We start from the raw sequence: 23,560 nt of genomic DNA on the forward strand, positions 1-23,560 counted from the left end.
TTTTTGTCATTGCCACAAAAAAGTAACAAAAAAAGTCTAGGAAAAACAATGCTTCGGCTCTCAAGGCTTACGCACACCCCGCTGTTTTTCCGGGCCAACGCACTTGTTATAATTATTCTTAAAAGTTTAAACAGGTTCTATAAAGGGAAGAGAAGCAGCAGGAGTTTTCAGCGGAGCGAAATCAGGTTGCTGTTTGTAAACGCTTCGAACAGTTTATGAATAGATTTTCGGGCGGCTTGTTTGCTTTTCCACAATTCATCGGTTACTAGCTTCCCTTTCCAGATGATTTCATTCGTCTGATAGTTTTTGATTTCTATCAGGCAAACACGCCCATCGTTAACCATAAGCGGCGTATACATATCCGGAATTACTAACGGGGTAGTGGTTTTACGCAGCTCTTTAAATTCCATGACCACCTGCGGATTAAATTCGGCAATCATTCTGGTAATATCTTCTTCTGTTTTCAAGGACAATTCGTCTATCGTCAGAATTTCGCTGCGGATGGTGTTTGACAGCAGTTCTCTTCTCAACTCTGTTACCAGATTCCGGTAAAATCTAGTTTCATTGTAGTTGTTAATAATAATAAAAGCCTTGTCAAACGTAGGCAAATCCCCTTCTTTATGGTTGGTGGTCAGTTTGGTAGAATTGCAGCCAGTAAATAAAAGGATACACGTTAACAGGGCTGAAATAATCGATTTGACATAAGTTTGCATGGCGGTAACAGGTTAATGGTTTGAACGCATAGGAAGAAATGGATTCCGGTGATTTATACGAGAAGTTAATCTTTTCCGGCAAAAAATCCAATTAGCCAGGATGAATTTAGTGAAGCGGCAAGAAAAAGTTTCTACCGGTAATTTTGCTTAGTTAAAAGCTTGGATATATATTCCTTCCTGCCCGAATTGTTCGTGCAAATGCCTGGCAAAATCCAGGGCATGTGGCCCATCCCCATGAATACATATGGTATCTGCTTTTATGGATATTTCTTCGCCTGAAAGTGTCCGCACTTTCCCTGCATTCACCATTTGTACTACCTGCTTAATGGCTTCATTAGGGTCAGTAATAAGGGCATGAGGACTTCTGCGGGAGGTTAAAGTGCCATCTGGCTGGTAGGTACGGTCGGCAAACACTTCGCTGGCGGTCCGTATGCCTGCCTTTTCTCCTGCTTTAATCAACTCACTGCCAGATAAGCCATATAATATCAATTCAGGGTCTAGTTTGTATACCGCTTCTGCAATTGCCTGGGCGAGCATAGGATCAACAGAGGCCATGTTGTACAAGGCTCCATGGGGTTTTATATGGTGAAGTACTCCACCTTCCGCCTTTACAAAAGCCCACAAAGCACCTACCTGATATAGTACTAAGTCGTAAGCTTCTTCAGGGGAAATAGCTATATTCCGGCGGCCAAACCCCTGCAGGTCGGGCAAACCAGGATGAGCCCCCAGGGCTACCTTATTGGCTAACGCCAGTTTTACTGTTTTTTTCATCACCGAGGGATCACCAGCATGAAATCCACAGGCAATATTGGCAGAACTTACTAATGGAAGCAGCTTTTCATCGTCGCCCATCTGATATGCACCAAAACTTTCGCCAACATCTGCATTCAAATCTATTGTCCGACTGGGTTGCATGCTTATTTTACTTAACATAAATAATATATACTAACAAAATCCTTGTATAAGTTTCCTGGATCAAAATTCTTAAGCCAGGGGTACTTGCCGTGTGCTTTCACTTCGCTACCTTAGTAAAAGTAAGTAATTGTTGGGTAAAGCTTATTTCCCGTCTGTAGAGAAATTTATGATCCGCAAAGATTTTCCAGACTTACAATGGCTAAAAAAGCAGATTGAAGCTGAACAGTTCAAAAAAACTGGTTGGCCGAATGTGGTGATTCATGCTATTGGGAAAAGAGAGTACCGTCCGGATATTAAAGGGACTTTATCTCTCTTTATGAATATGAGAGGGGAGAGCCGGTGCGGGGTTGGGAAAGGACTAGTGCGGATAGAACCTGGTTATTTTTTTCTTACCAATCAGTATCAACCCTATACCCTGGAAATTGAAAATACACATACCGAAACATTTAATATCCACTTTGGGGAAAAATTAGTAAGTGAAGTTTTCGCCGGATTGGAGCATTCTCCGGAACAACTGACAGATAATCCACAAATCGAGCATTCTGCTGGCATAGCGTTTTACAACCGGTTATATCCTAAAGACGATCGTTTCAAAAGTCTGATGGCAGCTATCTATTGTCATAGTCGGCAAGGATGGCAGAATGCTTTGCTACTGGAAGAGCAATTGACAGAGGTGCTGGTGTATTTGCTTTCAATGCACCAGACGATAACCAGGCAAGTACACAAACTGGTTGCCGTAAAAAAATCTACCCAGGTAGAAGTATACAAACGTTTATGCCTGTCCTTGAATTATTTGCACAGTTATTACTCGGAGGAAATCAGTCTGGATGACTTGGCGCGGATTGCTTGTCTGTCTAAGTTTCATTACCTGCGCATGTTCAAGGCTGTATTCGGCCTTTCACCTTACCAATTTTTACTAACCCTCCGGCTGGAAAAAGCCCGAGAATTGTTAAAACACAGCCAGTTGCCGGTTACGGAGATCAGCACAGTTTTAGGTTTTCAGAATAGTAGTTCTTTTAGCCGTTTGTTCCATCAGCGCTTTGGGTATGCTCCTGTGCATTACCGGATGGAAAACACTTCCAGAAAAATAGCAATTTTAGTCAACTGAAATTTAGCCCCGGCAAGCTAGTATTGTAGTATAAAATTTACGCTAATGTTATGGAAACTAATCTTTATACAATCGCAAAAGTATTGTTTGTATTGCTTGTGCTTATACTTTTTGGCCTGCTGATGTACGGCTTGCAATATGCATTACAAAAAGTAGCGTGGGAGCAAAGTAGGAAGAGAAATTTATTTATATACACCCTGTGTGGCTTTATTGGTTGGTTTGCTTTTACAGGTATATTGGCAGCTAACGGCTTTTTTATGCAATTTTCTGCGATGCCGCCCAGGTTGCCTGTACTTTTGTTGCCACCTCTTCTCTTTATCATCTGGCTGGCAAATTCGCCGACTTTTACTCATTTACTCAGGCAAATTCCTGAAAGCTGGTTAGTGTATTTGCAATCTTTTCGTGTAGGAATGGAAATTATTTTATGGATGGCTTTTCTAGACAACATCATTCCTGTGCAGATGACTTTTGAAGGACGTAATTATGATATTCTGGTAGGGTTAACGGCTCCGGTGTTCGCCTATTATTGTTTCACCCGTAAAAAATGGCCCCGCATAGTAGCCATCGGATGGAATATCATGGGTTTGCTTTTGCTCCTAAATATAGTTGTGGTTTCCATCTTGTCAGCCCCGGTACCTTTCCGGATGTTTATGAACGAACCTGCCAATACCTTTGTAGCGGAGGTGCCTTTTGTCTGGCTACCTGCCTTTGTGGTACCAGTGGCCTACTGGCTGCATATTTTATCGGTAAAGCAGTTGCTTGCCAAAAATAAAACACAGTATGCTCATTCCTGATTTTGACTAAAACAATCTGATGAGGTAGAAAAATTTCCATAGGTAATGTGGCTATTTTGTTAGGTGCGATGTAACTAAAACTATCATCCGGTAATGCTGTCATATTGGCCGGGAGTGGAAGGAACTCCGTCTTAGCCTGATTTTTGCATCCATCAAGCAAATCAAGATAGTAATTAATTTATATACATAAACAGCAGATTTGTCAATGGAAGTTACAGCCCAAAATAAACTAAAGAAACTGATTATCGTAGGCGACCGGGTGCTGATAAAGCCCAAAACCCCGAATGAGCGGACGGAAAGTGGGTTATTTCTGCCGCCCGGCGTGCAGGAGCGGGAAAAAGTGCAAAGTGGCTATGTAATGAAGGTGGGACCGGGGTATCCGATACCTATGGCTGGTGAAGAAGATGAACTTTGGCGGGAGCCGGAAGAAAAAGTAAAGTATATTCCGTTGCAGGTAAAAGAAGGTGACCTGGCCATATTCCTGCAAAAAAGTGCCATTGAGTTAGTGTATGAAGGGGAGAAGTACTTTATTGTTTCCCAGGCCGGTATTCTGATGATTGAGCGGCAAGAAGACTTATTTGATTAATTAATAAAAATGGATGCAAAAAGAAAAGGCTGCCTTAAGGGCAGCCTTTTTAGCTTTATTGGGAAATCTGCGTTTTACTTGGTTAGCTCCAAGGTACGTTGAATAAATGAAGTCAGTTCTGCTCCGGAAAGCATGTTCTGAGAAAGTAATCCCAGATCATAGGTTTGTCTTACCAGTTTAGCTTTTTCGGCTTCATCTTCCGATTTCAAAATTTTATTAATTAAGGTATGGTTGGCATTAATAGCTACATTATAATTCATGGGCATTTCTCCAAACATAGCCATTCCGCCGCCGCCGTTAGCTGCCATATCCCGCATGCGGCGCATAAACTCTGGCAAGGTAATCGTGACAGGCAACTCATCTACGGGAAGGGATTCTACGCTGAAGGTCAGATTTTTATTATTCAAGGTGTGTTCAAAAACTTCCTTCAGCTTTGTTTTTTCATCTTCTGAAAGTACACTTTCATTGGCAATACCTTTATCAATTAACTTATCAATGGTATCAGAATCTACCCGTTTCAGGTTGGTTTTTTCCAGCTTGCGTTCCAGGGTATTAATAAAGTGGCTATCCAGCATCCCATCCAGTTTCAATACATCATAGCTGCGTTTTCTAGCAGACTGAACATAGGCATCTTGCTTACCAGGATCAGAAGTGTAAAGGAAGGTTACTGTGCCATCCTTATCTGTCTGGTTGGCTTGAACGTGTTCCCGGTATTCATTGAGTGTATAAAATTTGCTTTCTGTATTTTTCAACAGGCAGAAATCTTTGGCTTTGTCATAGAACTTGTCATCGGTAATCATTCCGTATTTAATAAACAAGCCAATATGATCAAACTTATCTTCAAACGACTTTCGGTCATTCTTAAATAGCTCCTGTAGTTTGTCGCCTACTTTTTTGGTAATGTGTGCATTGATCTTTTTTACATTGGCATCCGCCTGCAAGAAACTTCTGGACACATTCAGCGGAATATCAGGAGAATCAATAACTCCATGCAGCAGCATCAAAAACTCTGGGACTACATCTTTTACTTCATCAGTAATAAACACCTGACGGGAATATAGCTGAATTTTATCTTTGTGCAGGTGCAATTCATTTTTTACTTTCGGGAAGTACAAAATACCAGTAAGGTTGAATGGATAGTCTACATTCAGATGAATCCAGAATAATGGATCTTCTGACATCGGATACAGATCTTTATAGAACTTCAGGTAATCTTCGTCTTTCAGCTCAGAAGGAGATTTGGTCCAGAGAGGAGCCGTATTGTTAATAACATTTCCGTCAAACTCGATAGGTACCGGAAGGAATTTACCATATTTATCCAGGATATTCTGGAGGCGGAATTTTTCCAGAAACTCTTTAGAGTCTTCGGCAATATGCAGCACGATATCCGTGCCCCGTTCTTCTTTCGTAGTTTGGGTTATTTCAAACTCAGTGGTTCCAGCACTTACCCAACGGGCTGGTTCGGCATCTTCCCGGAAAGATTTGGTAATAATTTCCACTTTTTCAGCCACCATAAAGGCAGAGTAGAAGCCTAAGCCGAAATGCCCAATAATCTGCTGATCTTCTCCTTTGTCTTTGTATTTCTGCACAAATTCTGTAGCACCAGAAAAAGCAATCTGATTAATGTATTTTTTTATCTCTTCTGCCGTCATACCAATGCCATTGTCACTGACAGTAATTGTTTTGGCATTTTCATCGAGCTTTACTGTTACTTTTAGTTCGCCTAGCTCTCCATTAAACTCACCAATAGACGATAGTCTTTTCAACTTCTGGGTAGCATCTACGGCATTCGACACCAGCTCACGTAAAAATATCTCATGGTCTGAATACAAGAACTTTTTAATGATCGGAAAAATGTTCTCGGTATGAATGGAAATGGTCCCTTTTTCTTCTGTAATTGCCATAATCGTTTGTTATCTGTTGATTCTGTCAGTAGCTTTTCAAAAGTATTGCCAATACCTTACATTTCTGACAAACTGACAGGGATTACTTTTAGTGCAGGAAGTATACAAGCCACAAGTACTCCAGACACGTTCCTTTGTAAAAGCGCTGAATAAGCAACTATGTATTAGACGTACCTGCCAGTAAACCTACGGCTTTCTGAAAGTCGGTTTCAGTCATGTAAATCTTTTCTATATTTGCAGGCATACCTACACAAGCCATTCTGATGAACGTTACAAAAATCAACCTGACAGATACCAAGCAATTCAATACATTTTTTACTGATTATATAACACACCATCCTTCTCTTTCTCCTTTCTATACCCATTACCCGAGTATTGAAAATTTTGCGAAGCTGTTAGAAAAGAAACGTTTTGCCAAGGCCAAGCGGGAAGTACTGCATGAAGTGCTTTCTGAGCAATATACGTCTGTTGCGCCGTTTCCTGAAAAGCAGCTTGCCTTGTTGTTGGAGGAAAATACGTTTACGGTGACTACTGGCCATCAGCTCAACATTTTTAGTGGCCCTTTATATCTGATCTACAAACTGGTGACGACCGTGAATCTGGCAAAAGCCTTGAAACAAAAATACCCGGCTTACAATTTTGTGCCAGTATACTGGATGGCTACGGAAGATCATGATTTTGAAGAGATAAGTTATTTCTATTTGTTCGGGAAAAAATATACCTGGGAAAGCCAGCAAACCGGTGCGGTCGGAAGAATGCAGACGCAGGAGCTAAAGCAGATTCTGGACGAATTGCCGGAAAAAACGGCGTTATTTGAAAAAGCTTATCTGGAGCATAAAACCTTGGCAGATGCCACCCGATGTTGGGCGCACGAGCTGTTTGGTGAACAGGGATTGCTTTGTATAGATGCTGACGATGCCCGGTTAAAAGCCCAGTTCAGAGAGGTAATCCGGCAGGATATTTTTGAACATACCACGTATCATAAAGTTACCCAAACTTCCAATGAGCTGACAGAACTAGGGTACGAAACACAGGTAAATCCCCGGCAGATCAACTTTTTTTACCTGGATAAAGGGGTACGTGAACGGATTGTCAGTACAGACAATGGGTTTGAAGTATTGAATACCGACCTGAAGTTCAGCCGGCAGGAACTAGAGAAACTCATTGAAACTCATCCTGAACGTTTTAGCCCCAATGTACTGCTGCGGCCGGTTTTTCAGGAAACCATATTGCCTAACCTGGCCTATATTGGCGGCCCGGCAGAGCTCATTTACTGGTTGCAGTTGAAAGAGTTATTTGGCACATTACAGGTAGATTTTCCTCTGCTAATGCCCAGAAATTTTGCGTTGATTATAGGGAAAACGTACCATAAAAAACTAGAGAAGCTGGGTATAACACCAGAAGAATTATTTACTGAGGAAACTGCTCTAAAAAGAGTATTTGTAGAAAAAAATGTAACTGACCCAGTAACTGTAGACGAAGAGCAGCAGTTGATAACCAAAGCCTTTGATCTGTTAGTAGCCAAAGCCCTGCAATTAGATAAAACACTGGAAGGATTTATAAGAGCGGAGCAACAGAAAGCTGTTAAATCACTAGAAAACGTAGAAAAACGGTTGAAAAAAGCGGAAGAGAAAAACCAGGAGACGGGCATTACTCAACTACTGAATGTAAAAGCCAAATTGTTTCCCAATGGTGGTTTGCAGGAACGGACAGACAATTTCCTGAACTTCTGCCTGAATAATCCACAGTTTATTGATAATCTACTGGAAGTATTTGATCCCTTCGACTACCGTTTTCAGATGCTGACGGAAGATGAATAAAGCTGATTTACGAAAATTATTTCTGGAAAAACGCAAAAGCTATACGGCCGAAGAAATACAGTGGAAGAGCCTGCAGATTGCTACCCATTTCTTTGCCAGGTTCATGTTAGCCGATGTACGGTACCTGCATATTTTTCTGCCCATTGTCAGGCAACAAGAACTAGACACCTGGCCTATTATTCAGCGGATAACAAAAAATTATCCGTCCGTACAGCTAGTCATTCCCAAAACAGATATACCAAACTTGTCTATGGGAAGTTATGTATATGAACCTGGTATAGCTTTACAAACCAACAAATGGGGCATGTCGGAGCCTGAAAACGGTCAGGTTGTCGACGCCTCTCAACTGGATATGATTCTCTTGCCACTATTGGCGTTTGATGAACAAGGATACCGCGTAGGCTATGGCAAAGGCTTTTACGACCGGTATTTGCAACGGTGCAAGCCAGCTGTAATTAAAGTTGGCCTGTCAATAGAAGCCCCGGTACCGCAAATAGCAGATATAGATCAGTACGACTATAAAATGGACTATTGTGTTACACCGGAAAAAGTGTGGGAGTTTGTCTAAGTATTTACTGCATCTTGTATTAGATGATGGGTTTCACAGCCCGCACCATTTCCCGTTTACCTGGTGGACCCGGCAGCGTTTCTACTTTCCAGCCTACTTCCTTTAAATCACGCTTAAATTGTCCTTTGGCGCTATAGGTCAATAAAATTCCTCCGGGTGCCGTAATGTCGTAAATTTTTTGCAGCATGTCTTTCTGCCAGATTTGGGGATGTTTGGAAGGAGCAAAGGCATCAAAATAAACCAAATCGAAAATCCATTGGCTACGGAAATCTTCTAAGGTATACGGCATTTTGCGAAGTTCAAATTCAGGGGTCAGGTGGATAAATTTCTCCCATTCTGCTTTGTGTAGCTGGTAAAACAACCGGCTCCGGTATTCGCTGCTATGCAGGTGTTCCGGGTAATTCAGCTTTTCGATGACACCCAGTTCTACCGGAAAAGGCTCAACGCCTACATAATGAATTCTGGCATCGCTATGCAATACCTGGTTCATGGTGAGCCAGGCATTTAGGCCAGTACCCAGGCCTACCTCCAGCACCCATATGTCTTTTTTTACTTCCAATAAATAATCCAGCCCCGCTTTTATAAACACATGCATCGATTCCTGCACAGCTCCATGAATGGAATGGTACGTTTCATCCAGGTCAGTGTTGTATAATGTATGCGAACCATCAGCTGTCGGGCGTAATTCTATGGGCATATACAGTGAATAGGTTAAAAACCCTGACAAAGGAAACTGCTGTTTAGCAGAGATGGTTTATTGTAGGTGAAAATATTTCCTGAAGCATCCTGCACTTGTCCACCTGCCGCGGTAACAATGGATTGTCCGGCGGCTGTATCCCATTCCATGGTTGGGCCATGCCGGTAATAAATATCGGCCTTCCCTTCGGCAATCAGGCAGAATTTCAGGGAACTGCCAATGCTGGTGGTTCCGGAAATATCGTATTTATTCAGCACCTCGGCTTCTGCCGGATCTGCGTGAGAACGGCTTCCCACAGCGGTTAATAAGTTTTGTTTGTTGTTTACCTGCAACTTTACCGGCGTCTGTCCTGGCGTTTCCTTAAAAGCCCCCAGATGGTGTATGCCATAATACAATAGATTCCACACTGGTGCGTAAATAACACCTAGGACTGGTACATTTTTCTCAATCAAAGCAATATTAACGGTAAACTCTCCATTCCGCTTAATAAACTCTTTTGTGCCATCTAAGGGATCTACCAGCCAGAACCTGTCCCATTCTTTGCGAATCTCATAAGCTGTATGCTTGCCTTCTTCCGACAGCAAGGGAATTTGCGGATATAAAGCCATTAATCTTTCCGAGATAATGGTATGAGAAGCCTGGTCTGCCAGAGTTAAGGGAGAATTATCAGCTTTGCGTTCTGTAATAGCCTCTAAATCTGCGTACTTTTCATAGATTTCCAGGATCTTTCTGCCTGCTTCGATAGCTATTTGTTTAATGGGTTCTATGGATACATCTACCTGGGTTGTCATATACCTGTTGCTGATCTAAATGAGTTGGCTTAGCAAGAGCCCGGTAAATTACAGAAATGAAAACATATTCTAAAAGTTTTGCCTGCTTGAAAATAAAAAAATACGCGGATGGTTGGCTACTCCCTTACTTGCAGGCTTGTCTGTCAGATACCTATTTCCAGATTTTCGTATTTCCAGGTTTGCTTGTTGGCTTTTTTTGATACTTTTGCCTTTTTAATTTGAATACCTTGCAACACATACATCCCATATTTGATACGATATTAAGCAGGCAGCACAAAGAAACCCTGCTCGGCCAGAAAGCCACCGTACTCTGGATGCTGGGTTTATCCGGCTCAGGCAAAAGTACACTGGCCAGAGAAGTTGAAAAACAATTGCACGCACAAGGCTTTTTAACGCAGCTGCTCGACGGCGACAATTTGCGTACTGGCATTAACAATAACCTGGGTTTCAGTGAGGCAGACCGATTGGAGAACATTCGCCGGGCAGCAGAAACCGCTAAGTTATTTCTTAATTGCGGAGTTATCACCATCTGTTCCTTTATCAGTCCGACACGGGAAATCCGCGACATAGCCAGAAACATTATCGGGGCAGATGATTTTCTGGAAGTATTTATTAATTGCCCAATAGAGGAGTGTGAACGGAGAGATGTAAAAGGATTATACGCCAAAGCAAGACGCGGAGAAATCAAACAATTCACTGGCATTGATTCGCCATTTGAAGAGCCGCAAAGCCCTTTTATCGAAATCCGGACAGATAAACAGGAACTATCAGCCTCATCGAATCAGTTATTGTCAGCAATACTACCTAAAATTACCCTGAAAGCTACCCATTAACCCATTACTTAGTAACTTACTTACGTTATATACATGCAATCCTATAATCTATCCCACTTAAAACAATTAGAATCCGAAGCTATTTTTATTATGCGGGAAGTAGCTGCCCAGTTCGAAAAACCGGTGCTGCTATTCTCAGGTGGAAAAGATTCTATTGTGATGGTCCGGCTGGCGCAAAAAGCCTTCTGGCCTGCTAAATTCCCTTTTCCCTTGATGCATATTGACACCGGGCACAATTTTGAAGAAACTATTCAGTTCCGGGATGAACTGGTAGCCCAAACCGGGGCTAATCTGATTATCCGGTCAGTGCAGGACTCCATTGACAAAGGACGGGCAGTAGAAGAAAAAGGCCTGAACCCCAGCCGGAATTCGCTGCAAACAATAACGTTGCTGGATTCCATTGAAGAATTTAAGTTTGATGCTGCTTTTGGAGGTGCCCGCCGCGACGAAGAAAAAGCCAGAGCCAAAGAAAGATTTTTCTCTCACCGGGATGAATTCGGACAGTGGGACCCTAAAAACCAACGCCCAGAATTATGGAATCTATTTAATGGAAAAAAACAAGCCGGCGAACATTTCCGGGTGTTTCCGCTAAGTAACTGGACGGAGATGGATGTGTGGCAGTATATTTCGATGGAAGGCTTAAAAATACCCAGCATATATTTTACGCATAAGCGGACGATTGTTAATAGGGGAGGAATGTTGCTGGCAAAGTCAGACTATATTACCCTTATTGGCAACGAGCAATATGAGGAACGCCAGGTCCGTTTCCGTACCGTAGGCGATATGACTTGTACAGGAGCCGTGGAGTCGGGTGCTGCCTCCCTGGAGGAAATTATCCAGGAAGTGGCTTCTGCCAGAGTAACGGAAAGAGGGACACGCGCCGATGACAAACGTTCAGAGGCAGCCATGGAAGACCGGAAAAAACAGGGATATTTCTAACAGTCCAACCATTTATTGCAGAAAGTATATCAGCCGCCGCTACTCGTTAACTAAGCATACATGCAACGAGTAGCGGCGGCTTTTCTCTATCACTTCTCGTGTCTTATTCAATATTCATTACCCACACAGATTGAAATAAGATTTTAATATATCCTATCATTTAGCCGTATTCTGCGGCTACTAAATCTGGTTTTGAAGCATGCGAAGCGTAGGAAGAAAATTACCTGATTTTTTCGGGAATATGTAGAGACTGGTAATCATCCGGAGAAAAACTTGTGCCAATGGCCAGGCCTTCCCACCGGCCGTTTGTTTTTTTGAGATACATAATGGCTTCATCTGCTTGCCCGGGGTCTGCCGGGCTTACGTGTACTCTGGCATACTCATCTACTACTTCCTCCAGTTCTACATTTACTTCAATATCAGAATTGGTTTTTGCATATTCTTGAGCAGCTTCCAGAATCCGGGTATCTTCCGGATCGCCACTACACGCAAAAATCAAAGACATCAGCATTACCAACATACATAGCTTGCCAAAAAAAGGCACTACAGAAAAAATCTTGTTTTGTAAGAAAGGATTGGGCATGGATAGTAATAAAAGTTTATACTCAGTAGCTATATAACTTCATCCGTCTGTAAGAAATTGCTTTACAGCAGCTAAGCATTCTTACGGTACGGATGGGGCTGTAAAGTAAGGAAAAAACCAGGGGGATGCACAAATATATTTTACAAAAAATGCTTTTCCCTTTTCCAAATAAAGAAAATATGCTAAGTTTGCAGGGCAAATCAATACGACCAGCTCCTATTGAACTCCTCCAGGTGCGGAAGCAAGCAAAGGTAAATAGTTGTAGCGGTGCGATATTGGTTTGCTTTTTTATTTTATAGGGTTTGATCCCTCATCCTTCCTGCTACTCGACCCAGCTTCTCTGTTTTTTACATCTTTGTATACCCTCTTTTTTTCTTGCTTTGGTTTTTAACCAGGGAACAGATTGTTGTCCTTCACTAACTAATTGATGGGAATTGTTACCTTTGCTGTGAGCTTACTTGCTTCCCTGCCGGTAAGTGCTGTATTAACCAGGCAAATGAATCTATGTATATAATAAAAGTAAAAGGAAAAGCTAAAATTCCGGATTACATTCAGTTACGTGACGAAAATTTTGTGCTGATTGCCTACTTTCGTGCCGACAGGCCTCTGAAGAATATGGATAAATATGGTCTGGAAGGAAAAGAGGCAGCTTTGCAGGAATTAATCAGCAACTTGCCCTTTGGTAAATTACAAAAAATAGAATTGTGACAGGAACTGCCTACGGTTTTATATTTACTTCCATATTTATATAGAATCTGAGTATTCCATGTGACCTTTAACCATCGTATTAAACATGAGTGTTTTTTCTGAAGAACCAGTAGTAGATGTTCAGAATGCCTATATCCTGCAAGAATATCAGACTGTATTGGGAAAAGTAACCTTTCAGATTACAAAGGGAGAGTTTGTTTATTTGATTGGCCGGACAGGAAGCGGCAAAAGTTCCCTGTTAAAAACCTTGTATGCGGATCTGCCTTTACGTTCAGGCGAAATGAAAGTAGCCGGATATAGTATACAAAAAATCAAACGGGCTGACATTCCTTTTTTACGCCGGAAAATAGGAATAATCTTTCAGGATTTTCAGCTGTTTCCCGACCGCTCTGTAGCGGATAACTTGTTGTTTGTGATGCGTGCCACCGGCTGGACAGACAGTGCCCGGATAAAATCCAGGCTGGCAGAAGTGTTAATGCGGGTAGGGTTGGGGGCTATCGGAACAAAAATGCCACATCAACTTTCCGGAGGTGAGCAGCAACGCGTAGTTATTGCCCGTGCCTTACTGAATGAGCCACAAATTTTGTTTGCCGATGAACCCACCGGAAACCTGGACCCGGAAGTATCGGAAGGGATTTTGCAATTGTTTATGGAGATTAACAGGAGCGGCACTGCTGTGCTCATGGCAACACACAACCATAATTTTCTTAAACAACATCCGGCACGCATCTTAAAATGCCAGAGTGGTAAACTAATTGATTCCTTAACAGATGAAATCTCTCTGACCAGCTAAGGTAGCGCCATTCTGCTGAATGTATGTACCCGTTAAAATAAATACATTAACTCCCTATATCGTATGAGAAGAATTTTAATCATTATTGCCATACTCGTAGTAGTTCTGGTAGCCGGATACTTTGGGTTGCGTACTTTCACCAAATCTGCCAGTCCGGAAACTACCACAAGCTTTCAGAAAAACGACTTTCAGATATCTGTAACCTACAGCCGGCCTTCCAAAAAAGGGCGGGTTATTTTTGGGGAGCTGGAACCGTATGGAAAAGTATGGCGGACCGGGGCAAACGAAGCTACAGAAATTACCTTTAGCCGCCCCGTACAATTTGGCGGCAAACCATTGCAAGCAGGTACCTATACGTTATTTACCATTCCACAAAAAGATACCTGGACGGTAATTTTAAATAGTACGCTTGAGCAATGGGGAGCATTTACTTATGACGAAACGAAAGATGTTTTGCGTGTTCAGGCAAAAGCAGACTCAACAGCTGAAGTAACAGAAGTATTTACAATCGATTTTCCACAACCTTCCAGCAACACCGTGCATATGCGCCTGATGTGGGACCATACAAAAGTGGAAGTACCCATCCAGATTCCTTAATTGCCATAAAAAAGCAGGTAAAATGAAAAGAATAGATAAATTTTGCTAGCTGGCGTATCGGTCTATATCCAAATTGCGTAACATACCTAAAACCAGATAAACAGACGTTATGCAAAATTCCCAGTTACCGCCCAGCGAAACCCGTTACGACGATTTAATCGGCGTTGTTTCCGTAAACTTGCCCGAGGGAGAAAACCTGAATGCATTAGCTGCCAGAATGGCTATTTATGATCCTACGCGTTTTGAAGCCGTAGCCTTGCGAGTATTTATCCAACACCTCCCAGTGGTTACCTTATATGCCATAGATAAGCAAATGCAGCAACAAACCGATGAAAAAGGCAAATTGCTAGTGCACAAATTTAAAATGGAAATGAGTTTTGAGGAGCTGTTTTCAAAATTCAAAAATCTCAATTTTACCTTGGTTACCGGCCAACACCCGATAGAGAATATGGAAGTAATTAACCTGTAGGGTATGGGTAGGACGCTTGCTATTTCACAATCGGTGTAACCTCAAGCCACATTATCTGACACGAATGCAGATCCATTGTAACAAGAAGACAGATTCGACTAAAACTATCATAAATTTTACCATTAACCGGAACTGAATTGTTGAAAAGGAGGGAAACTAATGTTGCCTAAACTCTTGCACTTAATACCATAGTTTACCAGTTTAAACAGAAACAGGGGGCTTGAGCCTTTATATGTCATTACAACTATGAAAAAGTATTGAGACAGGGTACCGCAAAAATTAGCAGTTCTAATGACTATGGAAAAATAATATAGTGCGATAAACGATAAATGGAAAATGTTAAAATAAAAAAGCCGGGTGATTGCCCGGCTTTTAGTCAAATTTACTACGAATGTTAAAGACTAGATTTGTATAAACAATACTATATAAATGGGTATAGTTATAATCTGCATTAACTTTAAAAATTCTTAGTCAATTACTTTTACTTTTACAGCGTTCTTTCCCTTCTTACCCATCTCTACCTCATAGCTTACCTGATCGTTTTCACGGATCTCTTCAGCAAGAGCGCTTACATGAACAAAAACATCTTCACCTCCATCAGAGGGCTTAATAAACCCAAATCCTTTTGAGTTATTAAAAAATTTAACGGTACCTTTTGGCATTTTTATTTGAATTAAAAACAAATAAAGCCAGAATATCCTATATATCAAAAAAATATTGTAAATATTATAATAAATATATTTTCCCTCCAGATAAATTTTACCCAACTACTCTAATGTATCAAAAGAACCGCATGGTTGCTTTGCGTCTGTTCTGGTGACTACAGGAAAAATTAATTGGTGTAGATACATGAATAAAAAGTATTTGATAATTAGCTAATTAACCGAATTTTTTAGAATAAATTATTGAAAATGAAAAAACAATCTACTGTTTGTTTGAAATAGTGCAAACTTTTTTAGTAGATTTAAACCTGTTTTTTCTTAAAAATACAGGTTTTGCCTGTCCCTTTATAAATTAATTGGCAAGTAACCGTTACCTATTTGATAAAAAAATTACCCAGCAGTTTGCTATTCGGCTTTGGATCGTCTGGTCCTCTGCTGTATTCTGGCTAAATCCCTTCTTCCGTCGTGGGAAGTGTATTTAAGGGGCCATATGACCAACTATTTTTATCTGTTCATTCTTTAAACCAAGTAACACAAATTTTAACCACTAACTTTTTTACTTTATGCGTAAACCTTTAATAGGATTACAGGTAACTTCTGTAAGAAGCTTTTCCCGTACTTTTGTTGCAGCAGTAGCCTTAGCTGTAACAGCATGTAGTGAGCCGTCGTCAACTGATGTAGCGCCAGACATTACTTCCGCACAGGCAAGAGTAAGTGCAGAAAAAGCTGGTAATAAATACATTGTTGTACTCAAAGCTGATCCAACTATTTCTTCAGAGGCTCCCTATCAGGAACGATTAGTAAAAGTGAAAGGCAGAGGTGCCGGTTTGCTTAAAGCACACGGAGCCAATGAGAATGCTATAGAACATGTGTATGGAAAAGCCCTGGAAGGTTTTTCAGCCACCTTGTCTGCTCAGGAAGTAAAGGCGCTGAAAAATGACAACCGGGTAGCTTATATAGAACCAGACCAGGTAGTTACGTTAGCTAAACCGGGAAGCAGCGGTGGGGGTAGCACAAGCCAGGAAATTCCCTGGGGTATTGCCAGGGTAAAAGGAGGCCTAGATGCCTCACAAAGCGGTAAAACAGCCTGGGTGATCGATACTGGAATAGACCTAACCCATCCGGACTTAAATGTAGATGCTTCCAGAAGTGTTACATTTATCACTAGCGGCCGGGATGCAGACACACCCAATGATTTTAATGGACATGGATCACATGTAGCCGGAACTATCGGAGCCAAAAATAATAGTACCGGTGTTATTGGTGTAGCCGCAGGGGCAAAAGTAGCTGCCGTAAAAGTGCTAAATTCACAAGGCAGTGGCTCGTATTCTGGGGTAATTAAAGGGGTAGATTATGTAGCTGCCAACGGAAAAGCAGGGGATGTAGCCAATATGAGTCTGGGAGGTCCGGTTTCTACAGCCCTGGATGATGCTGTTCTACGGGCTTCAGCGAAGGGAATTCTCTTTGCACTGGCTGCAGGAAATGAGAGTGATCATACTAGCAACCATTCGCCTGGCCGGGTAAATGGCAGCAATATTTACACAGTTTCTGCCATGGGAAGCGGGGATAAATGGGCCTCCTTCTCAAACTTTGGGAACCCACCGGTAGACTACTGTGCGCCCGGTGTGGGAATCAAATCTACTTGGAAGAGTGGAGGCTACAACACAATTAGTGGTACGTCTATGGCTACTCCACACGTAGCCGGTATATTGTTGCTGAAGGGTAGAATAACCATAGATAAATATGTGCAAGGCGACCCGGATGGGAAGGCAGATCCAATTGCTTCTGCTGGTACGCTGCAATAATAGATAGTAGAAACAACAAAAAGCCTGTCATAAATCATGACAGGCTTTTTGCTTATATATGTATCCAGGATAGACTAGAGTTTCTCAACAGAGCTTTTTGTTTGTCCACCAGCTCGGTTACGGCGCATGGTAATAAAGGTACGGATAAGGGCTACGGTAGTAATTCCAATAAAAAACAAGATAATGTATTCTACATAGTTGATAATTTGAGGAAAACGTTCGCCCAGATAATAGCCGGCAACTGGCAAAGAGATACCCCAGGCCAGGGCTCCGGCAACATTAAATAATGTAAATGTGCGGAAAGGCATTCCCACAGTCCCAGCAATAATGGTTGAGAAAGTGCGGACAATCGGCATAAAACGGGCCAGTATCAGGGCTTTGCCCCCATATTTGGCAAAAAACGTCCGCGATTGATCCATGTACCGCTTCTTAAAGAACAGAGAATCTTTCCGGGTATCCAGATTTTTTCCCAGCAGTTTCCCAAATAAATATCCGGTGTAACTCCCTAAGATTGCCGCTCCAACAATAGAAGAGGATACAGTGGTAATCGGGAAATTTAATTGGCCGGAACTGGCAAATAACCCTGCCAGGAAAAGCAGGTAATCGCCAGGCAGAAAAAAGGCAAAAAACAACCCGTTTTCTGCATACACAATTAGTACAATCAGAGCCAGGCCCCCATATTGAATTATTTCTTCAGAGTCTAATAAGAACTTAAAAAAATCAACTATGCTGGAGAAATCCATGTCTAAAACGTTATTGCGTTGGGTCTGCGTTACTATTCTTTAAGGCTGTACGCTGAAAAGAATGAATTGTTTGTTATTTCACTATCTCAGTAAGCCTCCTCTACTAAAAGACGTACAATATTACTTTACATTTTATCTATAACCAATCCCGGATAAGCAAATTCTGATAAACGGTTGTATAGCTAAATATGGTTTCACTTCTTTTAAATGATGGAAAAAAGTTATCTGGTTTTATTATCTGGCGGTTTAATGGTTTTTTTCTGCTTTTATAGCTATACTTGAGACAAAATAGCAGAGGCTTTGTAAACCTGTGTTATTTAGATAGTGTTGATAAAATAATATTAATAATTACTCTTATGACTCAAGTTGCTTCAAGGTTTAAGCCAGGTGTATTAACCGGTGATGCGGTACATGAACTGTTGAATTATGCAAACGAAAATAATTTTGCATTGCCTGCCGTAAATGTGGTAGGTACCAATTCAGTAAATGCTGTGCTCGAAACGGCCAAAGCGGTAAATTCTCCGGTAATCATTCAGTTTTCCCATGGCGGTTCTCAATTTTTTGCCGGAAAAGGATTGTCTAATGATCAGCAAAAGGCTGCTATTGCAGGTGCTGTTTCCGGTGCACAACATGTACATACCGTGGCTGAATTATACGGAGTGCCAGTAATTCTGCATACCGATCATGCAGCTAAAAAATTGCTGCCCTGGATAGATGGCTTACTGGATGCCGGAGAAAAGTTTTATAAACAACACGGCAAACCTTTATACAGCTCTCATATGCTCGACTTATCAGAAGAGCCGCTGGAAGAAAATGTGCAGACTTGCAAAACCTACCTCAAACGCATGAGTAAACTAGGGATGACACTGGAGATCGAACTAGGGGTAACCGGCGGTGAGGAAGATGGCGTAGACAACACTGGAGTAGATAGCACACACCTGTATACCCAGCCTGAACACGTAGCCTATGCCTACGAAGAACTTGGCCAGGTAAGCGACCGGTTTACGGTGGCAGCGGCTTTTGGTAATGTACACGGCGTATATAAACCAGGCAACGTAACCCTGCGTCCGGAGATTCTGAAAAACTCCCAGGAATTTATCCGTAAAAAATATAATTTAAATTCGGCTACCCCGGTTAATTTTGTGTTCCATGGCGGGTCAGGCTCACCTCAACACCAGATCAGAGAAGCCATCGAATACGGTGCCGTAAAAATGAATATTGATACCGATATGCAATGGGCATTCTGGGAGGGCATTAAGAATTATTATGAAGGCAAAAAAGCCTACCTGCAAGGCCAGATTGGTAATCCGGAAGGCGAAGATAGCCCGAATAAAAAGTATTACGACCCAAGAGTGTGGCTGCGTGAAGGCGAGAAAACCTTTATTGCCAGACTAAAACAAGCATTTGAAGACCTGAATGCTATGAACAGAAATATCTGATTGTAATAATTTAGTAGAATAAAAAAAGCTGCCTGCCCGGGTGGCTTTTTTTATTTCTATATTACATTATCCCTACAAATAAGGGAAAGCAATGGAAGAATAAAAATAGCCCCTGAATGCCTGAATAGGGATAATTTATTCGGAAGTTTTGGCTTCCCTGCCAAGGTAACCACCGTTAGGCAAAATCTTCCCATGAGTGCCGGAGTGACTTTTGTTACTTTATTACATAGCAATAAATAATCGTCCACGCAAGATCAATTTATAGCTACTTTTGTGATCAACCACACAGTTTCCTTTACCCTTCATGGATTCCAAAAGTAAGATCCTGAAAATACGTTTTGAAAAAATTTCTGCGGAAGAAAGCAGGAAACGGCTTCTCTTTGCCCTGCAACTAGTAGGATTTATTGCTGTTCTCTATATTACATTTCACTACCAGCTGCTTGATTATTTAAATGGCGTAACCAGCCGCATTATTAGAGCAATTCTCTTTTACATTACCACCAGCCTGGTAATTACTTTTAGCAGACTAATACTGGTCTACTGGTATATTAAGAAAAACCGCCGGCAAGAAGATTTTAAAGATAATTTTATCATTGGCATCAATAAGATCTCATCCATCTTATCGTTTCTGGCCCTTATTATTTCGTTGTTCGTGCTTTTTAATGTGGGAATTATTCAGTTTCTCACATCCATTAGTATCGTGGCTGCTGCCATAGCCCTGTTATCTAAAGACTATATCTCGAACATGATCAACGGCATGATTCTGATGTTTTCAGATCAATTGTCCATCAACGATGATGTAAAGATAGGGGAGCATAAAGGTAAAATCGTCAATATTACCCTTATCAACGTACATATGTTGAATGAGGACAACGACTTGATTTTTGTTCCCAACAATGCTGTTTTTACCACCGATGTCGTGAATTACACCAAGCATAATGGATATAAGGTAAGCATGGAATTTGAATTACAGAAGGACCAGGGTTGCCATGTGCCGGAAATGGAATTGTATATTAAAGAGTGCCTAAGAGCCTATGCTAAACTGATTGGCTACAGCACCATTGAGTTCAGAGTAACTAAAATCAGCTTGTATGCTATTTCGCTGAAACTTCAGTTTGCTTTGCTGGCTAACAATAAGCAATTAGAAAAAGAAATAAAGAAATACGTATTTGAACAGATCATCCGGTTTATCAGCGAACGTCCGGCAAATAAAAAAGTGCTGGAAGATGAAGAATAATACCGGAAAATAAGAGATACCTAGTCTTCAACGGATCTTCCAGATCTCACCCTACCAACTCATCGTTATTTTATACAGCAAAAAGCCTGAGCCCATAAGCCAGGCTTTTTGCTGTTAGCAAGCCTTCCAAATTGAATAGACTACATGGTGTAGGCAGCTTATTTTCAGCCGGAAGCAGGTGATATATAAGGGTATACCTGAACCTCTACACAGCCTAAATACTCTTTTTGCTTCATCTCTTCAACCCAAAACTTAGTCAATGCTTTTCTATACCCTGCAAACCTATCTGGCAAGTAACCTTACGTAGAAAAAAATCGCATGCGTAAAATGTAATTCCAGGAATTATTCTAAACATTTCAATAAGCTGTTTCTTCTTTCTGATCTAAAACTTACTTCACTTTTTTCAGGTACACTTTCCTTACATGTCCTTACTCTAGTAATTTGCTTAGCCTGCCTGCCAAAAGGAATATTATTATTTAAATAAAATACATTTTATGGATAATTAGTTAAAATGTTGGAAAAACTGGGATAAATGTAATATTTTTACGGGGTATGGTAGCAAAAATAATCTCCAGTCTTCCCAGTCCTTACAGGACATTCGAAACGTTATGCAAGTATTATGCATTTCTGCGTATTCATGGTTCGTATTCCGAGCAAGGTGAAAAAAAGTACAGTTACCAGCTGTTCAGCTTTGTTCCTGCCGGAGGAATATACAGCCAGCGTACCATCCAGGGTGTGAATGTTGAAAAGATAATGACTTACCTGGGCATTAAAAACGACTTTATTAAAGCCTATAATCAGGCAGAAGGTTTGGGTAGTATTTATTTGCAAATAGAAGCGAATCAACTGCCTATGCTGCTGGATTAAATAATTTTTTGCTACTCTACCACCCTACACATACACCTTTTCTATTGATAACCTCTGGCTTGAAGCCGGAATAACTCTGCGTAGCGGCCATCGTTGGCCAGTAAATTTTCATGGCTGCCAATTTCCAGTAACTCTCCATTCTCTAATACTAATATGCGGTCGGCCATGCGCACGGTAGAGAAGCGGTGAGAAATCAATACAGCTGTTTTTCCTTTCGTAAGATCTGCAAACCGCTGAAATACTTCATACTCTGCTCTGGCATCCAGGGCTGCTGTAGGCTCATCCAGAATCAACACTTGTGCATCACGCATATAGGCGCGGCCTAAGGCTATCTTTTGCCATTCGCCTCCGGATAGTTCTACGCCTTTGGCAAACCGGCGTCCCAGTACCTGCTCATATTTTCCAGGTAATCGGTCAATTACCGTGTCGGCCAGGCTTTGGTGAGCAGAGTGTTCTATTCGGTTTTTATTTTCTTTATCGGCAATCCGGCCAACGGCAATATTATTAGAGGCCGTCATCTGGAACTTTACAAAATCCTGGAAGATTACACCAATTTCCTGCCGTAGTTCAGTTAAATCATATTCACGCAGATCATAGCCATCCAGCAGGATACGTCCTTCTGTAGGGTCATATAAACGGGCAAGCAACTTGACTAACGTAGTTTTACCTGCACCATTTTCTCCGACTAGGGCTAGCTTCTCACCAGCTCGTAAATGGAAAGATAAATGTCTGTTGGCCCACTTATCCGAATTGGTGTATTTAAAGCCTACATCTTCGAATACAAACCCATGTTTAATTGGCCGGGGAAATGCCCGGGTCTTTTGGGGAGAATTAATTTTAGGCTGTATCTCAAAAAAGTCGAACAGATCACGCAAGTACAAAGCTCCCTGTGATACACTGACAAACCGGTTGAGCATGCTTTCTAACAAAGCCCGTAATTGCCGGAAGGAACCCGCCATAAAAGTTAAACTACCCAGTGTAATACTGCCGCTTACCGTTTGCCAGATAATGAAAACATAGGCTCCATAATAGCCTGCGCTGCCAATAGCAGCAAATAAACTACCCCACGAGGCCCGTTTTACAGCCAGTTTCTTATTTGCATGGTAATATTGTGTGGATAAGCTACGGTACCGGTCGGTAAGGAAGTTTGACAAACCAAATATCTTCACTTCTTTGGCTGTTTCATCACTGGCACCAGTATACCGCAAATAGTCCAGTTCCCGCCGTTCAGGTGTCCAGCCATGTACCAGCGAGTAGCTTTTTTCGTTGAAATGCGCTTCCCCTAAAAATGCAGGAACCACAGCCAGTACCAGCAATAATATCAGCCATGGATTAAACACCACCAGACCGGTAGCCAGAAAAACCATGGTAATCATGTCTTGTACTTGCCCCAGTACCTGGGCTAGTAAAACTGTTCTGCCCAGCGTTTGCTGCCTGGCCCGTTCAAGTTTATCGTAAAACGTAGAATCTTCAAACTGATCCAGGTCTAGTTTGGCGGCATGCTCCATCAATTGGATAGATGTCTGGTTGGCAAACAAATCTCCCAATAAACTATCCAAAAGGGCAATAGCCCGGCTTAACGCATCGGACACAATAGCCAGTACCAGTTCCAGGCCCACCAGTTGCCAGAGGTAACTCAGGTCACGGGGGGCAGGCAGCTGCGTAACCTGTACAATTTCGTCTATAATCAACTTGCCAAGGTAGAGCATCAGCACTGGCAGGGCTGAACGGACGATGCGGAGTATAATATTGCCGACAAACATCGGCGGACTGGTTTGCCATACAAGCCGGAAAAACTGCGGAAGGTTACGCAAAGCCCCCATTCTGTCTTGGAAGGTGAGGGGTTTATCTTTGTCGGAACGGCGGCTGCCATTTCCCTTTCCATTGTTCAAAAAACTGGAGAATATTGCCATGAAGAAATAACAGATAAAGATGGGGAAGCATGTAAGAGAACACTTGAAGGCTTCTTAAATTGATAAAGGTGAAAGC

The 23,560-nt window shown here is 41.7% G+C and carries 24 protein-coding genes and 1 other RNA gene; 16 read left to right on the forward strand and 9 right to left on the reverse strand.

Annotated elements, in window-relative coordinates:
* Positions 1-167: 167 nt before the first annotated feature.
* Positions 168-713, reverse strand: a complete 546-nt coding sequence (locus Q0590_RS16495) for a hypothetical protein (RefSeq protein WP_302038677.1) — start codon at positions 711-713, stop codon at positions 168-170.
* Positions 714-860: 147 nt separating this feature from the next.
* Complete coding sequence (locus tag Q0590_RS16500; protein WP_302038678.1) at positions 861-1,628, reverse strand: LamB/YcsF family protein; 768 nt, start codon at positions 1,626-1,628, stop codon at positions 861-863.
* Positions 1,629-1,794: 166 nt separating this feature from the next.
* Between Q0590_RS16500 and Q0590_RS16505 the strand changes: the two genes are divergently transcribed.
* From Q0590_RS16505 to Q0590_RS16515, 3 genes are all read left to right on the forward strand, one after another.
* Positions 1,795-2,736 (forward strand): AraC family transcriptional regulator, encoded by a 942-nt coding sequence (locus tag Q0590_RS16505; RefSeq protein WP_302038679.1) that lies wholly within the window; start codon positions 1,795-1,797, stop codon positions 2,734-2,736.
* Between the two features lie 50 nt (positions 2,737-2,786).
* Entirely contained in the window at positions 2,787-3,530 is a 744-nt protein-coding gene (locus tag Q0590_RS16510) for a DUF8737 domain-containing protein (RefSeq protein WP_302038680.1), read from the forward strand.
* Positions 3,531-3,735: 205 nt separating this feature from the next.
* The gene (locus Q0590_RS16515) at positions 3,736-4,116 is read left to right on the forward strand and encodes a co-chaperone GroES (RefSeq protein WP_302038681.1); all 381 of its coding nucleotides are present in this window, start codon (positions 3,736-3,738) and stop codon (positions 4,114-4,116) included.
* 74 nt (positions 4,117-4,190) lie between these two features.
* Here Q0590_RS16515 and htpG read toward each other — a convergent pair whose 3' ends face one another.
* Positions 4,191-6,020, reverse strand: coding sequence for a molecular chaperone HtpG (htpG, locus tag Q0590_RS16520; protein ID WP_302038682.1), 1,830 nt, complete (start codon positions 6,018-6,020; stop codon positions 4,191-4,193).
* A gap of 263 nt (positions 6,021-6,283) precedes the next feature.
* Between htpG and bshC the strand changes: the two genes are divergently transcribed.
* Together bshC and Q0590_RS16530 are read left to right on the forward strand one after the other, a co-directional pair.
* Positions 6,284-7,840, forward strand: a complete 1,557-nt coding sequence (gene bshC, locus Q0590_RS16525; RefSeq protein WP_302038683.1) for a bacillithiol biosynthesis cysteine-adding enzyme BshC — start codon at positions 6,284-6,286, stop codon at positions 7,838-7,840.
* Positions 7,833-8,408 (forward strand): 5-formyltetrahydrofolate cyclo-ligase, encoded by a 576-nt coding sequence (locus tag Q0590_RS16530; protein ID WP_302038684.1) that lies wholly within the window; start codon positions 7,833-7,835, stop codon positions 8,406-8,408. Before bshC ends, Q0590_RS16530 begins: the two co-directional genes overlap by 8 nt.
* 19 nt (positions 8,409-8,427) lie before the next feature.
* Here Q0590_RS16530 and mnmC2 read toward each other — a convergent pair whose 3' ends face one another.
* Both mnmC2 and cysQ read right to left on the reverse strand, forming a co-directional pair.
* Positions 8,428-9,105 carry a tRNA (5-methylaminomethyl-2-thiouridine)(34)-methyltransferase MnmC2 gene (mnmC2, locus tag Q0590_RS16535; protein ID WP_302038685.1) on the reverse strand — a complete coding sequence of 226 codons (678 nt, stop codon included), beginning with the start codon at positions 9,103-9,105 and terminating at the stop codon, positions 8,428-8,430.
* Positions 9,106-9,119: 14 nt separating this feature from the next.
* On the reverse strand, positions 9,120-9,896 hold the full coding sequence (cysQ, locus tag Q0590_RS16540; protein ID WP_302038686.1) for a 3'(2'),5'-bisphosphate nucleotidase CysQ: 777 nt from the start codon (positions 9,894-9,896) through the stop codon (positions 9,120-9,122).
* Positions 9,897-10,123: 227 nt separating this feature from the next.
* Here cysQ and cysC point away from each other — a divergent pair, with 227 nt between their 5' ends.
* Positions 10,124-10,729: an adenylyl-sulfate kinase gene (cysC, locus tag Q0590_RS16545; RefSeq protein WP_302038687.1), complete on the forward strand. Its 606-nt coding sequence runs from the start codon at positions 10,124-10,126 to the stop codon at positions 10,727-10,729.
* A gap of 33 nt (positions 10,730-10,762) precedes the next feature.
* Positions 10,763-11,668 carry a sulfate adenylyltransferase subunit CysD gene (gene cysD / locus Q0590_RS16550; RefSeq protein WP_302038688.1) on the forward strand — a complete coding sequence of 302 codons (906 nt, stop codon included), beginning with the start codon at positions 10,763-10,765 and terminating at the stop codon, positions 11,666-11,668.
* A 220-nt stretch (positions 11,669-11,888) separates the two neighbouring features.
* Here cysD and Q0590_RS16555 read toward each other — a convergent pair whose 3' ends face one another.
* Entirely contained in the window at positions 11,889-12,251 is a 363-nt protein-coding gene (locus tag Q0590_RS16555; protein ID WP_302038689.1) for a hypothetical protein, read from the reverse strand.
* 192 nt (positions 12,252-12,443) lie between these two features.
* Between Q0590_RS16555 and ffs the strand changes: the two genes are divergently transcribed.
* The 5 genes from ffs (at position 12,444) to Q0590_RS16580 (ending at position 14,818) form a co-directional block, all read left to right on the forward strand.
* Positions 12,444-12,541, forward strand: an RNA gene (ffs, locus tag Q0590_RS16560) — signal recognition particle sRNA small type.
* A 214-nt stretch (positions 12,542-12,755) separates the two neighbouring features.
* The gene (locus Q0590_RS16565) at positions 12,756-12,959 is read left to right on the forward strand and encodes a fructose-6-phosphate aldolase (RefSeq protein ID WP_302038690.1); all 204 of its coding nucleotides are present in this window, start codon (positions 12,756-12,758) and stop codon (positions 12,957-12,959) included.
* Between the two features lie 85 nt (positions 12,960-13,044).
* A complete protein-coding gene (locus Q0590_RS16570; protein WP_302038691.1) occupies positions 13,045-13,752 on the forward strand; it encodes a cell division ATP-binding protein FtsE in 708 nt (235 codons plus the stop codon).
* A 63-nt stretch (positions 13,753-13,815) separates the two neighbouring features.
* A complete protein-coding gene (locus Q0590_RS16575) occupies positions 13,816-14,349 on the forward strand; it encodes a DUF2911 domain-containing protein (RefSeq protein WP_302038692.1) in 534 nt (177 codons plus the stop codon).
* Positions 14,350-14,458: 109 nt separating this feature from the next.
* Positions 14,459-14,818 carry a hypothetical protein gene (locus tag Q0590_RS16580; protein WP_302038693.1) on the forward strand — a complete coding sequence of 120 codons (360 nt, stop codon included), beginning with the start codon at positions 14,459-14,461 and terminating at the stop codon, positions 14,816-14,818.
* Positions 14,819-15,285: 467 nt separating this feature from the next.
* Here the strand turns inward: Q0590_RS16580 and Q0590_RS16585 are convergent, their stop codons facing one another.
* Entirely contained in the window at positions 15,286-15,480 is a 195-nt protein-coding gene (locus Q0590_RS16585) for a cold-shock protein (RefSeq protein ID WP_302038694.1), read from the reverse strand.
* A gap of 563 nt (positions 15,481-16,043) precedes the next feature.
* Here Q0590_RS16585 and Q0590_RS16590 point away from each other — a divergent pair.
* On the forward strand, positions 16,044-17,285 hold the full coding sequence (locus tag Q0590_RS16590; RefSeq protein ID WP_302038695.1) for a S8 family serine peptidase: 1,242 nt from the start codon (positions 16,044-16,046) through the stop codon (positions 17,283-17,285).
* Positions 17,286-17,359: 74 nt separating this feature from the next.
* On the opposite strand, the gene Q0590_RS16595 is transcribed toward Q0590_RS16590, so the two are convergent.
* The gene (locus Q0590_RS16595) at positions 17,360-18,028 is read right to left on the reverse strand and encodes a DedA family protein (protein WP_302038696.1); all 669 of its coding nucleotides are present in this window, start codon (positions 18,026-18,028) and stop codon (positions 17,360-17,362) included.
* A 356-nt stretch (positions 18,029-18,384) separates the two neighbouring features.
* Between Q0590_RS16595 and fbaA the strand changes: the two genes are divergently transcribed.
* From fbaA to Q0590_RS16610, 3 genes are all read left to right on the forward strand, one after another.
* On the forward strand, positions 18,385-19,467 hold the full coding sequence (gene fbaA / locus Q0590_RS16600) for a class II fructose-bisphosphate aldolase (RefSeq protein ID WP_302038697.1): 1,083 nt from the start codon (positions 18,385-18,387) through the stop codon (positions 19,465-19,467).
* A gap of 304 nt (positions 19,468-19,771) precedes the next feature.
* Positions 19,772-20,704 carry a mechanosensitive ion channel family protein gene (locus Q0590_RS16605; RefSeq protein WP_302038698.1) on the forward strand — a complete coding sequence of 311 codons (933 nt, stop codon included), beginning with the start codon at positions 19,772-19,774 and terminating at the stop codon, positions 20,702-20,704.
* A 552-nt stretch (positions 20,705-21,256) separates the two neighbouring features.
* Positions 21,257-21,571 carry a hypothetical protein gene (locus Q0590_RS16610; protein WP_302038699.1) on the forward strand — a complete coding sequence of 105 codons (315 nt, stop codon included), beginning with the start codon at positions 21,257-21,259 and terminating at the stop codon, positions 21,569-21,571.
* 41 nt (positions 21,572-21,612) lie between these two features.
* On the opposite strand, the gene Q0590_RS16615 is transcribed toward Q0590_RS16610, so the two are convergent.
* Positions 21,613-23,484, reverse strand: a complete 1,872-nt coding sequence (locus Q0590_RS16615; protein WP_302038700.1) for an ABC transporter ATP-binding protein — start codon at positions 23,482-23,484, stop codon at positions 21,613-21,615.
* Positions 23,485-23,560 lie beyond the last annotated feature (76 nt).

The organism is Rhodocytophaga aerolata, from assembly GCF_030503435.1.
GTDB classification, from domain to species: domain Bacteria; phylum Bacteroidota; class Bacteroidia; order Cytophagales; family 172606-1; genus Rhodocytophaga; species Rhodocytophaga aerolata.

Excerpts from the sequence above, each read along its gene's own strand:
- Q0590_RS16580 (WP_302038693.1), top strand. The coding sequence starts at position 14,459 with ATGCAAAATTCCCAGTTACCGCCCAGCGAAACCCGTTACGACGATTTA.
- fbaA (WP_302038697.1), top strand. The coding sequence starts at position 18,385 with ATGACTCAAGTTGCTTCAAGGTTTAAGCCAGGTGTATTAACCGGTGAT.
- Q0590_RS16565 (WP_302038690.1), top strand. The coding sequence starts at position 12,756 with ATGTATATAATAAAAGTAAAAGGAAAAGCTAAAATTCCGGATTACATT.
- mnmC2 (WP_302038685.1), bottom strand. The coding sequence starts at position 9,105 with ATGCCCATAGAATTACGCCCGACAGCTGATGGTTCGCATACATTATAC.
- Q0590_RS16505 (WP_302038679.1), top strand. The coding sequence starts at position 1,795 with ATGATCCGCAAAGATTTTCCAGACTTACAATGGCTAAAAAAGCAGATT.
- Q0590_RS16575 (WP_302038692.1), top strand. The coding sequence starts at position 13,816 with ATGAGAAGAATTTTAATCATTATTGCCATACTCGTAGTAGTTCTGGTA.
- Q0590_RS16610 (WP_302038699.1), top strand. The coding sequence starts at position 21,257 with ATGGTAGCAAAAATAATCTCCAGTCTTCCCAGTCCTTACAGGACATTC.
- Q0590_RS16515 (WP_302038681.1), top strand. The coding sequence starts at position 3,736 with ATGGAAGTTACAGCCCAAAATAAACTAAAGAAACTGATTATCGTAGGC.
- Q0590_RS16555 (WP_302038689.1), bottom strand. The coding sequence starts at position 12,251 with ATGCCCAATCCTTTCTTACAAAACAAGATTTTTTCTGTAGTGCCTTTT.
- Q0590_RS16590 (WP_302038695.1), top strand. The coding sequence starts at position 16,044 with ATGCGTAAACCTTTAATAGGATTACAGGTAACTTCTGTAAGAAGCTTT.
- bshC (WP_302038683.1), top strand. The coding sequence starts at position 6,284 with ATGAACGTTACAAAAATCAACCTGACAGATACCAAGCAATTCAATACA.
- Q0590_RS16615 (WP_302038700.1), bottom strand. The coding sequence starts at position 23,484 with ATGGCAATATTCTCCAGTTTTTTGAACAATGGAAAGGGAAATGGCAGC.
- Q0590_RS16585 (WP_302038694.1), bottom strand. The coding sequence starts at position 15,480 with ATGCCAAAAGGTACCGTTAAATTTTTTAATAACTCAAAAGGATTTGGG.
- Q0590_RS16510 (WP_302038680.1), top strand. The coding sequence starts at position 2,787 with ATGGAAACTAATCTTTATACAATCGCAAAAGTATTGTTTGTATTGCTT.
- cysQ (WP_302038686.1), bottom strand. The coding sequence starts at position 9,896 with ATGACAACCCAGGTAGATGTATCCATAGAACCCATTAAACAAATAGCT.
- htpG (WP_302038682.1), bottom strand. The coding sequence starts at position 6,020 with ATGGCAATTACAGAAGAAAAAGGGACCATTTCCATTCATACCGAGAAC.
- Q0590_RS16530 (WP_302038684.1), top strand. The coding sequence starts at position 7,833 with ATGAATAAAGCTGATTTACGAAAATTATTTCTGGAAAAACGCAAAAGC.
- Q0590_RS16570 (WP_302038691.1), top strand. The coding sequence starts at position 13,045 with ATGAGTGTTTTTTCTGAAGAACCAGTAGTAGATGTTCAGAATGCCTAT.
- Q0590_RS16605 (WP_302038698.1), top strand. The coding sequence starts at position 19,772 with ATGGATTCCAAAAGTAAGATCCTGAAAATACGTTTTGAAAAAATTTCT.
- cysD (WP_302038688.1), top strand. The coding sequence starts at position 10,763 with ATGCAATCCTATAATCTATCCCACTTAAAACAATTAGAATCCGAAGCT.
- Q0590_RS16500 (WP_302038678.1), bottom strand. The coding sequence starts at position 1,628 with ATGCAACCCAGTCGGACAATAGATTTGAATGCAGATGTTGGCGAAAGT.
- Q0590_RS16595 (WP_302038696.1), bottom strand. The coding sequence starts at position 18,028 with ATGGATTTCTCCAGCATAGTTGATTTTTTTAAGTTCTTATTAGACTCT.
- Q0590_RS16495 (WP_302038677.1), bottom strand. The coding sequence starts at position 713 with ATGCAAACTTATGTCAAATCGATTATTTCAGCCCTGTTAACGTGTATC.